The sequence below is a fragment of the Mesorhizobium sp. WSM2240 genome, from assembly GCF_040438645.1.
In the GTDB taxonomy this organism is placed as follows: domain Bacteria; phylum Pseudomonadota; class Alphaproteobacteria; order Rhizobiales; family Rhizobiaceae; genus Allomesorhizobium.
The window spans coordinates 1,020,078-1,033,172 of record NZ_CP159253.1 but is presented as its reverse complement, the minus strand read 5'-3'; the positions used below and the strand labels follow the sequence as shown (position 1 = coordinate 1,033,172).

Here is a 13,095-nt window from a genome sequence, read left to right as displayed (position 1 = left end):
TCCATATGAACCATTCTGTGGCAAGCGCGAACATCTGTTGCAAAGTCGGTAGCGACAAGGTAGAATTTGAACTGCTGCCGGTCAGGGAGTGCGCCAGTGCCGGCCAAGGAAAAAGCAACGAAAGACAGGGGAAATGTCCATGAACAGAATTTTGGCGATGGTTGCAGCCGCGGCATCGCTTGCGGTCGGGATCGCGGCTACGACAGGCGCAGCTAATGCCGGGAGCGTGCTCGACAAGGTAGAGGCGTCAAAGACGCTAACGGTGGCAGTCGGGACGGACTGGGGGAAAATGTCGTTCCTGAACGACAATCACCAGCTCGACGGTTACGACATCGACGTTGCGAAGGGTGTCGCCGAACATCTGGGCGTGCAGATCAAGTTCGTAACGCCGAGTTGGGACATCATCACTTCCGGCAATTGGCAGGGCCGCTGGGACATGGCCATGGGTCAGATGACGCCAACCGCGGCTCGTGCCGAGAAATTCGACTTCCCTGCTATTTACTTCTACCAGCCGGCGGTCGCTGTTGTGCACAAGGACAGCAAGGCGACCAAACTTGCCGATCTAGACGGCAAAACGATAGGCGTTACCGCAGGCTCCGCGGCAGAATCATACGCAAACCAAACTTTCAGCCCCGACTGGATAGGCGCACAGCCCGTAAAATATCAATTCAAACCGGGCGCAGTTAAGACCTACGCAAGCACCAATGTAGCGTTCGATGACCTCCGGCTGGGCGATGGAGTCCGGCTTGATGCAGTTATCACTGACCAAACTTATGCGGAAGATGCAATTAGTGGCAGTTATCCAATAAAGCTTCTTGGCGACCCGCTATATTCCGCGCCGGGCGTCATCCCACTGCTTCATGGCGACAAGGAATTCAGCGACAGTGTTGCGGCCGCTGTCCAGAGCATGAAAGAGGACGGCACGCTCTCAAAGCTGTCAATGAAGTGGTACGGTGTGGACTACACCACCGACAAATAGAGATCGTGAAGCTAGCGACCAAGGCTAGCCTGGGTCGCTTCTTTCTTTAGAGGACTGCTCATGCTCTATCAGGATACGGTCGAATCCGAGATTCTTGTCCATAAACCATGGTTCATCGCCTCGATCTTCGCAGTCGTTCTTGCGGTATTTTTGGCGTTCAACTTGACGGGCACGACCATGGGCGATCTCATGCGGCCAGTCATTGGCGAGCCGCTGGAAAGCGGCTTTTACGGGCGCTTCGCGATCGCGTTTGTGATTGCGGTTATTTTCTGCCTCAATCTCATCCTGATAGGTTTTGCCCCACTAAAGGTGCAAATCGGCGTCGTGTGGTTTGAGTTATTGATCCTGTTTCTCGCGTTCTTCGAGACATTTGACTTAAGCATGCCTTTTATTTGGAAGAATCTGCCATTCCTGATTACGCAGGGTGTGGTGACGACGCTTTACGTTTCGGCGATCTCACTCGTTTGTGCGTCTACTATCGCAATTTTTGCCGCTATTGCAAAACTGTCAAGCAACGGCTTCGCCTACGCCATCGCCAGCTTTTACACGTCGTTTTTCCGCGGCCTGCCGCTTCTGATGCAGATTTATCTGATCTATCTCGGCCTGCCGCAGCTGGGCATCGTGATGGATGCCGTCCCATCAGGCGTGTTGGCACTCTCGCTTTGTGTTGGTGCGTACATGACGGAAATCTTCCGGTCCGGCATTGCGAGCATCGACCGCGGTCAATGGGAGGCGTCCCGGTCCATGGGGTTCGGCTTCGGCCTCACCATGCGCAGGATCATTCTGCCGCAGGCGCTTCCGGTAATCATCCCTCCTACGGGAAACATGTTCATTGGGATGCTGAAGGACAGCTCGCTCGTCTCGGTGCTGGGCGTGTGGGAACTGACGTTCCTTGCTCGCACCCTGGGCCAGGCCACCTTCAACCATATGGAGATGCTGTAGCGGCGGCGATCATCTATTGGATTCTCTCCATCTGCCTCGAGCTGATTCAGTCCAGGATCGAGCGCTACTACGCCAGGAGCAAGGTGCGATGACCGTCGAGAGTATAAGGCAAGTGAAGGGCGGTCCAAACCGGTACTCCGAGGCGCTTGCCCATATGCCGTATCCTGAGCAAAGTTCGGGTCGGAAGTCATCGAGCCAGAGGCAAGTGGCAGTGAGCGAAGCAATCATCGAAGCCAAAAACGTCTCGAAGTGGTACGGTGCCTTCAGAGCATTGACTGATATCAATCTCACCGTCCGCAAAGGCGAACGCGTCGTCATCTGCGGCCCCTCCGGATCGGGAAAGTCGACGCTGGTCCGCTGCTTCAACCGGCTTGAGGCGCACCAGGAGGGCGAGATCACCGTCAATGGGATCAGGTTGCACAGCAAGATGCGCGACGTGGCTGAAGTGCGCAAGAACGTCGGCATGGTGTTCCAGCACTTCAATCTCTTCCCGCATATGACGGTGCTGATGAACTGCATGGCAGCCCCGATGTGGATCAAGGGCGTGCCCGAGGCGGAGGCAAGGAAGATTGCGCTCAAATTCCTCGAGCGCGTACGCATACCCGAGCAGGCGAACAAATTCCCCGGTCAGCTCTCAGGAGGCCAGCAGCAGCGCGTCGCCATTGCCCGGTCGCTCTGCATGGAGCCAGCCGTCATGCTCTTCGATGAGCCGACATCGTCGCTCGATCCGGAGATGGTCGCCGAAGTCCTCGAGACGATGACCAGTCTCGCGCGCGACGGCATGACCATGGTGTGCGTAACCCACGAGATGGGTTTCGCACGCTCTGTCGCGGACCGGGTGATCTTTATGGATGAAGGCCGGATCGTTGAAGAGGGCAAGCCGCACGACTTCTTCACCAATCCGCAGCACGACAGAACAAAGCTATTCCTCAGCCAGATCTTGAAGCACTGAGGCGCGACATCCTAACGAGACGGTCGTTGCGGTCGCTCGCGACACGCAGCGTCATCGTCGACGCGTGACCCACAATGTCGTCAACCACTATCTCGGCCGCACGTAGAAGATCCCGCAGACGATTTCCGGAACAAATAGCACGCAGAGACCACAGCCCTTTACCCTCTGCGGGTTAAATTCTGTAGAGGCCAACCATGCCTGCCCGAAGCAGGTCTCCGGCGTATCGACGACCGACCTATCCGCGATCACCTGCGCATTTCGCAAAAACCGGACAACGATTCCGCTAAGTCGCGGACAGTTGCTTCGCTAAGTCCCGGACAGTTTGACGACGTTGGTCCTCGGGTGGAAACGGTGGAGCTCGGCGCGGGTGTTATGCGGCAGCGCCGTCCCCTCAGCCGTGCGGATTGCCTCGAGCCTGTCCGCAGCCTGGCGTAGGCTCAGCCGCAAGTGGCGGATGCCGAAGCGGGCGAGGATCGCCTTGATGCGGTTGACGAGCCGCGTCTGCTCACCGACCAAGGTTTGCCGCTCGCGATTCGGCCGCCGCGCGTCCTCCTCTTCGAGCGTCGGGATTGCCGCCATACTGCAATGGCGCTTCTCGCCGCGCAGCCAGCCAAGAAAGGCACGCATCAACAGCTCGGTGTCGAGGCGATCGGTCTTGGCGCGGCGGTGCTCGCGCGACACCGCAACACTGGCGGGGTGGATGGTGTAGGCCTCGATGGCTTGAACCCGCAGCCAGCGCGCCAACCAGAAGCCGTCGCCAGCCGCCTCATAGGCGACGGCGATACGCTTGATGGGGTGCCCGGCCTGTCCGGCTTCGTCGCGCCAGCGCTGCAGTAGTTTCAACAGAGCTGGCGCATCGGCATCGAGCTTCTTGAGCGGCTGGCGCTTGAAGCCCGGAACCAGCGCGGCGACCAGCCACTTCGCCCTTCCTCATTTCGATGACGGCGACGATCGTGTTATCCTGTTCAAGAGCGGTAAGGGACCGGCTCGCGTCAACAGATTGCGACATGGGGACGCTCCTTCTGCTGGATGCTTGAAGCGCCGAAGGATGCCACACCCTCGCTGCTCGCCCCATATCATCTGAAACACGCAATCACCGCCACACTTGCCCGGATCACTGGTATCGGACGATCTGATGTATCTGTGCTCCGAGGAGCCAAAACCCACGCCGGCTGGTCAGCTTTTCCTAATCGCGCGGCGAAGCGCGGCGCTGGTAGCCATCTAGGGTCAAGATGGGCGTGATATTGATAATGTTCTTGTCAACCTACTGGCAGGTTGAACTAGGATTGAATGCATCGCGCATATTGCCTCAAGCATGGGAACCGGCCGGGGCATGAAATCTGTAAGACAAATAGAAGGGAACATCGCATGAACAAGCTTATGAAAATGTTAGCAGCTGCAGCCTCGCTCGCGGTTGCGTGCGTGGCTTCGGCGACCACGGCCGATGCCGGGGCCGTACTGGATCGCGTGCTTGCCACAAAGACGCTGACAGTGGCGGCCGGGACCGATTGGGCGCCGATGTCATTCTTGAACGACAAACACGAGCTCGATGGTTATGATGTGGAAGTCGCCAAGGGCATCGCAAAATACCTCGGCGTGGAGGCCAAATTCGTAACGCCGGGCTGGGACATCATAACCGCGGGCAAGTGGGAGGGCCGTTGGGACATGGCCCTGGGCCAGATGGTGCCGACCAAGGCTCGTACCGACAAATTCGACTTTCCGGCCATCTACTTCTACACTCGCACGATCGCGCTCGTTCACAAGGATAGTAAGGCGACGAAGCTTTCCGATCTCGACGGCAAGGTGGTCGGCGTTACGGCGAACACCGCGGACGAGACCTATGCCAATCACACGCTCACGCCGAACTGGATCAACGCTAAGCCTATACAATTCCAGTTCACGCCTGGCCAAGTGAAGACTTACCAAAGCAACAGTATTGCGTATGACGACCTTCGCCTCGGCGATGGTCTTCGTCTTGATGCGGTCCTCATGACGGAACAAGAACTCCCCAATTTGCTCAAGGCCGGTTATCCGTTCAAACAGCTCGGTGACCCTCTGTTCTCGTCGCCCTCTGCAATTCCGGTTCTACATGGCGACAAGGAGTTCAGTGACAAGATAGCAGCCGCCATCAAGAGCATGAGGGATGACGGCACGCTCTCCAAGCTGTCTACGAAGTGGTACGGGGTGGATTACACCGTCGAACAGTAAAGGTCGTGAACTCTTTTTAAGGATTGCCCCCATGCTCTATCGAGGCACAGTTGTAACCCAGGTATTCGTCCAAAAACCATGGTTCCTTGCCTCAATCTGTGTGCTCAGGGGCCGAGAGCGGCGATGTGCCTATCGGCGCCCCCTACCAGCCTGAACACGACGTGGCGATATGCCAGCCGTGACGATTCACGGACAGTTGGACATGTGCTGCAATATCCGTTCGACCGAACGACTCTCCCAGATGATGCCCGATCTGCAGCGGGTAGTATTTCTGGCGCGGCAGCATTCTGTGGACAGCATGCCGGGAACTCATCGCCACCTTTCTCAAGTCACCTAATGAGAAGCCGCCGTTAGGCGCCAAGATGCCAGCTTCATGGGAATGGCGAGCGTTTCATGCTGCGGCTTTCCGCGCGACCGGAAATCAGCAGCAACAAAATCAAATGGAGAATAGCTTCCATGAGTCTAAGTGAATACGTAGATTACGACGCCACCGGTTTGGCCTCTCTCGTGAACTCGGGCGAAGTGACGCCCTTGGAATTGACGCGGCTGGCCCGCCAAGCCCACGACGAGGTCAATCCGCGCATCAACGCCGTCATCGAATTCTACGAAGATGCGGAGACCGTTGCCGGCGTGGACGCAGGGCTTTTCCATGGCGTGCCATTCCTTCGCAAGGATTACGGCGCCAGCGAAGCTGGCCGCCTCCAGGAAAATGGAAGCCGTCTGTTCAAAGGCTGCCGCTCCGATATCGACAGCTATTTTTTTTGTCGCGCGCGGGAGGCGGGGCTTCGGACTATAGGAAGAACGACGACGCCTGAGCTTGCAGCTACCGTGATGACCGAATCGATTCTCAATGGCATCACCGGTAATCCATGGGATTTGGCACGCTCCGCAGGAGGCTCCTCAGGGGGCGCAGCAGCGGCTGTGGCCGCCGGAATAACTCCTATTGCCCATGGCAATGATGGCGGAGGCTCAATCCGGATTCCGGCGTCCTGGTGCGGCCTTGTCGGCCTGAACCCCTCCCGAGGACGTGTTTCCGGCGGCCCTAATAATCAGGACGCATCGTTTGGTCGCAACCGCGAATTTGTTCTTTGTCGAACTGTGCGCGACATGGCGGCCGCTTTGGACGTTTTTTCTGGTCCTCATCCCGGCGATCCATTTGTCATCGTCCAGCCGATCCGTCCTTATGTGGACGAGCTCTCACAGCCTACCGGCCGTCTGCGAGTTGGAGTCGCGAGAACGAGTTGGGGCGCGGTGAACCTCGAGGCGGAAGTGTTGCACTCTGTCGAGGCCACGGCAACGCTTCTCCAGGAAATGGGGCACACGGTAACTGACATCGAGCCGCCATATGAGCCCATCGAGTACAGCAGAACGTACTCTTCGTTGACCGCGAGTTGGCTCGAAGAAGCGGCGCGCGCTATGGGGCGCACTCTCAGCGCGGACACTTTGGAGCCCGTCACCCTCAAGCGGTATGAATATGGCCGCAATTTGCCTCTTTCCCGAGCAGCGGACTTACAAGAGGCCCTCCGGAAAATGCGTTTCCGCGTGGGCGAGGCAATTCACCCCTTCGATATACTCCTGACCCCCACACTTCCAATCGTCGCCATGCCGCATGGCGGCATCTATTCTGCGACCAACCAGACCATCTCCGCAGAGGAATTCGTGGAAGCGGATACGACCATGTGTCAGTACACTGGTCTATTCAACGTCACCGGACAACCCTCTGTGTCCTTGCCTTTGGCACAAGATGCCAATGGGCTGCCGATTGGTATTCAGATCGTCGGCCGCTTCGGTGACGAGGCCACGCTAGTCCGTGTGGCACGAGATCTCGAGGAAGCCAGACCGTGGAGCGACCGTCGACCAAAAGTTAGAGCTGGGGCAAGCTGACGATCACCCTCTAAAGTTCGAATCTGAGCAATCTCTTACTGCAACGCCCGAGAATCCGCGCATACCACTTATATCGCGTGGTCGGCGTCGAAGCATTATATTCCGGAGATTCGCGCCGCAACTCTCGAGGCGGATCGTGCGATGGCACAACTTCGCGCCCGCCTGGCCGCAGTTAAGTCGCCTGGCGGAGTTAGGCTCCGCCACCGGCGACCCTGACGTCATATGCCGATCTTCACGTGGGCTCAGTTTTCACCGCGCTCGCCGTTTGTTCGCCGCGCCGGTCGCCGGAGTAAGGAAACGGGCCATGTGGCGCAGGCCGTAGCGGTGAAACAAGTGTTGCCATCTAGACGTGCGACGTCGTTGCGTGGTGTGACCTGCCACGGAAGCCACTTGAGAGCGCCATCTTGGAAAACCTGAACGACCACCCCAAGCCTGCGGGCGAACTCCTCAAAATGGCCGTCCAGTGCAAAAAACAAATGCTGGAGTCACGACACTAGCGCAGCCTGGTGGTGCTGCATGCCGGCGCAGCGCATTGGTGCCACGCCGGCGTCGCAATCTTAAAAAAACGGTCAGTAATTTACCAGCAGGTCGCGTGACATATTGCTGAGCGACTTCGCGCCATTATCTGTCACGCGAACGGTCTCACTGAAGATGTAACCATCGGTCTTTTCAAAGATGCCAATGAGGAGGTGGAAGGTCATGTTGGCCTGAAGCACGGTCTCATCTCCCTCCTGGAAGTTCGCACCGCCTTCCACCCAATCAATGCCTATCGCGTATCCGATTCTGGATTCCTTTCTCACACCTCGGGGTCCAAATTCGAGTCGAAAAGCTCGCTCAACATCGCTGCACCTCACTCCGGGCCGTATGGCTTCAAAGGCTGCGAGGAAACCGTCAACGCACGCTTGGTGCACGTGCCGCGATCTGGCGTTTGGCTCTCCCAAAAATACCGTCCGCGCCAGTGCGCAGGCATATCGGTGACGGAACGCGCCGAGCTCGAAATTAGTCTGGCATCCCATTTTGTAACGCCCATCAGTCCAGGTAAGATGTACCGCGTTCGCAGGGGAGCCTACATTCATGGAGATAGGACTGCGGGAGGTCCAGCCCGGAAATTCCGGAGTGCCCGTGTACAAAGCATGGTTTACGGCGGCGCCTACGTCGCATTCTCGGGCGCCAACAGAGATTGCGAGCCTGCCGACCTGCATAGCCCTATCCACGATCTTTCCCGCCTGCTCCATGTAGGCCAGCTCTGAAGGTGATTTTATCGCCTTCAGCGCGGCAACCACCCCATCGGCATCGATGAACTCAGAGACGCCTAAACTCTTGCTCAAGACAGCATGGCCCTTCACGCCAAGCACTTTGCCTGAGAGTTCGACCCCAATACGGCTCGACTTGCTGCGCTCGCGAACAAGCTCACCAATGGGCTCCCATGCCGTGTGCTGACCGGAAGTGATGTATCTCTCTGGATAGCTAAGGATGCGTGATTCCGGTAGGTAAGAACTGACCGGGCAACACAGAACGTCCATCTCACGCAATATGAGCCATGGATCTTCCTCGTCTTGGCACACAAGAGCGAGTTGCGGAACGTAGTCGGAAAACCCTTCGTAACCAGTGAGCCAGTTCATGTTTGCTTCACTTAACACAAGCAGCGTATCAATGCCTCGCTCGGCCATTTTCTTACGCAGTCGCGCTGTCCGTTCGCGATATTCATCCTGACTAAATGCTGTCATATCCCACTCTCCTGTTTTGATACTTGACGACTGCTTCAAGCAATCAATCCGGTTTTGCTTTCCTCGTAGCGTAACTTCGTGCGCTGATCAGCAAAAAACACGCAACAGATGTTTGCCGCGCTCAGCAGTATGGTCCTCTGGGCGCATGTTGCTTGGAACCTGCGAGGACTAGCGCTTGTTCGAGGGCTCTCCATCGGCAAGGCGTCTGTGCCCGCCTTCACTAGGGATTCGGGTGGAGAATGCGGCTCCACTCGGTTGCCGAAATCTGCAAATCCGGAGGGCTTCAATGTTGCGCATTTATTATTCCGCTTGCTTGATGTGCCCGGTTGGCACTTTGCCGATTTGTGAACCTCTGTAGAGCATCTTTAGCAAGGATGCTCTCGTCAAATATAGGTTGTGTACCCGCATCATCTAGAACCGAGATGGGCGGCCGTCGCTCCGGTTTGCACCCATACGGATGTTGGCGCAGGGCATCGACTAGGTCGGGGTTCAGAACACGTGGGCGACGCCAAGGCTTGCCGGATGTCGGGCGACGCCGACGCGCACCACAGCGTTGCCGACATGCCGGTGGAGAAGGGTCATGCTTGGTCTGGCGTGCTCGCCGAGGAACGAGCACGAACCGATTGCCGGGTCTTACCGTGACGGCTAGCGGATCGGGTGACCCCGCCTGCTCAATGAATTTCTCGACGGTTGCCGGCTTCAGATCGGGATCGTCACAGTGCGGAATGAGGGCGGCGTCGACCATGGGCAGCTCCCTGTCCATTTGTTGAAGGCGGTGACGTGCGGCAGCCCGCACAGCTGCGCCCAGGCGATCGCCTGGCGTTCTGGATGGAGACGATCGAGGTTCCGATGGTCGACCAGCCATTGCCCGTGGCCATAATCGCGTCTGGCCTGTACAGCATCGACTGCAGGACCGGCCAGACGATGAGCTGCTCGTAGCAGATCAGCGGCGCGATCTGCCGGCCGGCGAGCTCGACCACGGGATTGGCGAAGAGATGCGCCTGGGCGCCAGCGTCCGCGAGTCGCGACGATGCGTAAGGCGCCGCCACGGCCTGTTCCACCGCAACGACGGTGACCCCTTCAAGAGAGTTCTGCATGCGACACCGTGCTCTTCATCCAACGTTTTCGTTCTGAGCCCGACGACGATTCAGCATCGCCAGCAATCGGTTTTGTTCATTCCCAACAATCGAGAATGCCTCGTCAACACCCATTCCGGGCTTTGCAAGCATCATATCGGCCTGGGTTGCCACTGATACATGGACCGAAGCCTGTGCGGAGAGATCTGTCTCGGTACAGCTTCCTCCGACATACGCTCCGACTTTGTTTGCCTTGCACAGGAGAACGGCACGCGCTGTGTCGGCAATTGAGCCGACATCGGGGGTTTTGATTTGGACGAGATGCGCGGCTTTTGCTTCGGCAAAGAGCTGGATGTCCTCGAGCGTATTGCACCTCTCGTCTACGACAATGCGAGCGCTGGAACCCCGGTCATCCAAAATCGATACAATCCGGGCGTAGTTATCAATTTGGGCTTGCGTCGAGCCAAAATCCGCCGGGCACTCGATATTGAGCGTAAAGCCCGGAACGGTATCGGCAACCCCGCAGATAAAGTCGGCGATCCGCTGCGGCTCTAGGCCGAATTCCAGCCCTATCCAACCATACACATCGAAATGCAGCACCGGGTGATAGCCGGGGCGGCCGATTTCACGCGTGCGCGTCGCAACCCACTTGACAAACTCCACGAACGTCTGGCCGTTAACGCCGAATTTCTGCCGTGAGTTGATCAGACCGTGGGGAAGCACATCCACGCCCTTCAGAACCATCTTATCGACGTTAATTTCGCGAGCGTCACCACTCTGACAGTAAATCGGCACCCTGCGCGTTGGCAGCAGTAAGCCAAATTCAGCGCATATAACCTCTGCCATGGTGGTGCGCTGGAGGTAGGCCGCGACTCGAAGCAGCGCTTGGCTGACCCCATACTCGATCGCGAGAGGCAATCGCTTGTGTTCAAAGGGCTCGAAAACCTTCGCACACGCATGAAGGTAACGAGAGGCATCGACATCGAGAAGCCGGGGCACCATAACCTGCGACGTCAAATCCCAAATTTGAGCAGTTTCAAAGAGAGGATCGCGGTCGCCGGCACCAGAGTACTGAACGCCCATCATGTCGCCCCAAACAACGGTGTCGTCCGCAAGGACGAGCCCGATGCTGAGTGAAGTTGCCGGAACGCGAATTGACGTGAACCCGGGCGTTATTGGCTCGCCGAGATGGATGAGACCATCCTGGGCTGCACCAGCCCTGATCGCAGCCTGGTCGTCATAGAAAAATGCTCCACTACCAGGCGCGAGAAGAATGTCCTTGATCTGCACTTTCACTTCGCTCGATTTCTGCTGGACTATCTTGAAGAAGGTCGCGGTTCGAATTCTGACCAGGAGTATGCGCCGTTTGGCATTGAGGTCGCCAATATAATGTCCCGGACGGTGCCATCGCATTTTCAGATGGCCGCCGGCTGCCCTTACGGAACCGTAGGCTGGACCGCTGTTCGGGCGCCGGCGGCCCGGTGACTGGGAGCTTTGGCCGGGTGTGCTCGGGGACGAGCTGGGCATACTCCCTAAGGCGCGGTGGCTGCGATCTAGACGTTCGACGGTCTGAGCGGCGGCCCGTCCTAGTCTTTGCTGCTGTAACCAAACGGGGGTTGCTTTTCTATTCGTCAGGTTGAAGCGCTTGTCCAGCTTCCCGCTTCGCCGGCGCGTGATGTCTTTCGCGGGGTCATGCTTTTCTGCGGGATCGGCGCTCGGCCGTCGGCTTGATGGGATCAGAAGAATGAGGCGGAACAATCTCGCGTAGAAGTTTGTGCTTGATCGGACGGTTGGCGTCTGAGAATGGTCTGGTGTGCCTGTCCGACAGGGATCAGGCAGCGATCACTTTCTCCCTCGCCATCGGCACCGCGTCAAGGAAGGTCTGCATCGGTGTCTTGCCGAAGCACCAGCGCCCTTGATGTGGCCGCGCCTCATAGTAGCTTCTGACCCCTTCATCCAGATCGGCTTGCTACTCCTCGATCGAGCCGTAAATCTTCTTGCGGAAGGCGACGCGATAGAACTCGTCCAGCACCGTCTTCTGGAACCGCTCCACGATGCCATTCGTTTGCGGGTTCTTGGTCTTGGTGCGGGAATGGTCGATATCCTCGACCGCCAGATAGAGCTCGTATTCATGCCGCTCCGGATTGCCGCAATATTCGGTGCCGCGGTCGGTCAGTACGCGAATGAGCTTCACCTCATGGGCGTCGAAGAACGGCACCACGCGATCGTTCAAGAGATCGGCGGCGGTGATCGGCGTCTTGCGGTCTTAGAGCTTGGCAAAGGCGATCCTCGAATAGGTGTCGATAAAGGTCTGCTGGTAGATGCGGCCCCACCCCTTTCATGTTGCCGACGTAAAAGGTGTCCTGGCCGCTGCAACAGCCGGGGTATTCGCTCTCAAACTCGCCATGCGCCTCCTTGTCCAGCTTGGCCTTCTCCAGCGCGGCGAGCTGGCTCTCGGTGAGGATGATCCCGTCCTGGGCGACCTTCGCCTCGAGCGCCTTCAGCCGCTTCTTCATCGTCTCCAGAGCATGCCGCTGCCCCGCGCACGCCCGATGGCGAGACCGAATGGCCAAGCTTGCGCAGCCCGTTGGCAATCCGCATCTGCCCGTAGGCCGGATATTCCATCGTCAGCTCGAGGATGATCGCCTCGATCTCCGGAGGCGTGCGGTTGGCCAGCAGCGGCTTCTGCGCGTCATCTCCTGCAGCGCCAGCTCACCACCGGTCTCATAAAGCTCCTTGAACCGGTAGAAGCTGTCGCGCGAATAGCCCATCATCTTGCAGGCCTGACTGACATTGCCGAGTTGCTTGGCCAGCTTCAGCAGCCCCACCTTGGCGCGAATGATCTTCTGATCCTGGTCATGTCGGTATCCTTTCGAACGCCGAGGCCGGGCGCTGCGAACCCTGACCACTCAGCGCCCGCCTCGGCTTAAGCTTCAGCCTGTGACACCGTCTGTCAGATTAAGTTTAAACTTTTACACATTATTGCAGTCCGCAGGTCATCGACTGGTGCCGCGCCAACGGCGTCGACTTCATTATCGGCCTGGCGCCCACCACGACTTTGCGCAAGCATGTCGCGGATTTGGAGACCGGCACAATGGCGCGTTTTGGAACGTCGGCGAAGACGAACAAGGTCCGCCGCTTCAAGACGCAAATTCGCCTGCACCTGCCGCGGAGCGCCTGATCGAGTGCTAACCGGCCATGTCGCTCAAGCGCAGGCAACAAACAGGGATCAACGGCTTAAGACGTTTGGAACACAGCCGCTCCGAAGCCTCCCACAACATGATCAGCGCTTCGCGGACATCGCCGCCTGATGGCTGCATGACCGCA

The 13,095-nt window shown here is 57.9% G+C and carries 7 protein-coding genes and 4 pseudogenes; 5 read left to right on the top strand and 6 right to left on the bottom strand.

What is annotated here, in order from left to right:
• Positions 1-139: 139 nt before the first annotated feature.
• From ABVK50_RS04920 to ABVK50_RS04910, 3 genes and pseudogenes are all read left to right on the top strand, one after another.
• Positions 140-979: a transporter substrate-binding domain-containing protein gene (locus ABVK50_RS04920; RefSeq protein WP_353642600.1), complete on the top strand. Its 840-nt coding sequence runs from the start codon at positions 140-142 to the stop codon at positions 977-979.
• Between the two features lie 60 nt (positions 980-1,039).
• Positions 1,040-2,013: pseudogene (locus ABVK50_RS04915) on the top strand (amino acid ABC transporter permease).
• Positions 2,014-2,075: 62 nt separating this feature from the next.
• Positions 2,076-2,873, top strand: coding sequence for an amino acid ABC transporter ATP-binding protein (locus tag ABVK50_RS04910; protein ID WP_353646017.1), 798 nt, complete (start codon positions 2,076-2,078; stop codon positions 2,871-2,873).
• A gap of 306 nt (positions 2,874-3,179) precedes the next feature.
• Here the strand turns inward: ABVK50_RS04910 and ABVK50_RS04905 are convergent, their stop codons facing one another.
• On the bottom strand, positions 3,180-3,716 hold the full coding sequence (locus tag ABVK50_RS04905) for a transposase (protein WP_353642602.1): 537 nt from the start codon (positions 3,714-3,716) through the stop codon (positions 3,180-3,182).
• Positions 3,717-4,241: 525 nt separating this feature from the next.
• Here ABVK50_RS04905 and ABVK50_RS04900 point away from each other — a divergent pair.
• Positions 4,242-5,081 carry a transporter substrate-binding domain-containing protein gene (locus ABVK50_RS04900; protein WP_353642603.1) on the top strand — a complete coding sequence of 280 codons (840 nt, stop codon included), beginning with the start codon at positions 4,242-4,244 and terminating at the stop codon, positions 5,079-5,081.
• A 393-nt stretch (positions 5,082-5,474) separates the two neighbouring features.
• A complete protein-coding gene (locus tag ABVK50_RS04895) occupies positions 5,475-6,965 on the top strand; it encodes an amidase (RefSeq protein WP_353642604.1) in 1,491 nt (496 codons plus the stop codon).
• Positions 6,966-7,534: 569 nt separating this feature from the next.
• On the opposite strand, the gene ABVK50_RS04890 is transcribed toward ABVK50_RS04895, so the two are convergent.
• The 5 genes and pseudogenes from ABVK50_RS04890 to ABVK50_RS04870 form a co-directional block, all read right to left on the bottom strand.
• Positions 7,535-8,692 carry a Xaa-Pro peptidase family protein gene (locus ABVK50_RS04890; RefSeq protein WP_353642605.1) on the bottom strand — a complete coding sequence of 386 codons (1,158 nt, stop codon included), beginning with the start codon at positions 8,690-8,692 and terminating at the stop codon, positions 7,535-7,537.
• A 658-nt stretch (positions 8,693-9,350) separates the two neighbouring features.
• Positions 9,351-9,437 (bottom strand): annotated as a pseudogene (locus tag ABVK50_RS04885) (conjugal transfer protein TraH); the annotation flags it as partial.
• A gap of 20 nt (positions 9,438-9,457) precedes the next feature.
• Positions 9,458-9,789: pseudogene (locus ABVK50_RS04880) on the bottom strand (nitrilase-related carbon-nitrogen hydrolase); the annotation flags it as partial.
• 15 nt (positions 9,790-9,804) lie between these two features.
• The gene (locus tag ABVK50_RS04875) at positions 9,805-11,058 is read right to left on the bottom strand and encodes a methylaspartate ammonia-lyase (RefSeq protein ID WP_353646019.1); all 1,254 of its coding nucleotides are present in this window, start codon (positions 11,056-11,058) and stop codon (positions 9,805-9,807) included.
• Positions 11,059-11,599: 541 nt separating this feature from the next.
• Positions 11,600-12,542, bottom strand: a pseudogene (locus tag ABVK50_RS04870) (IS481 family transposase).
• Positions 12,543-13,095: the final 553 nt, after the last annotated feature.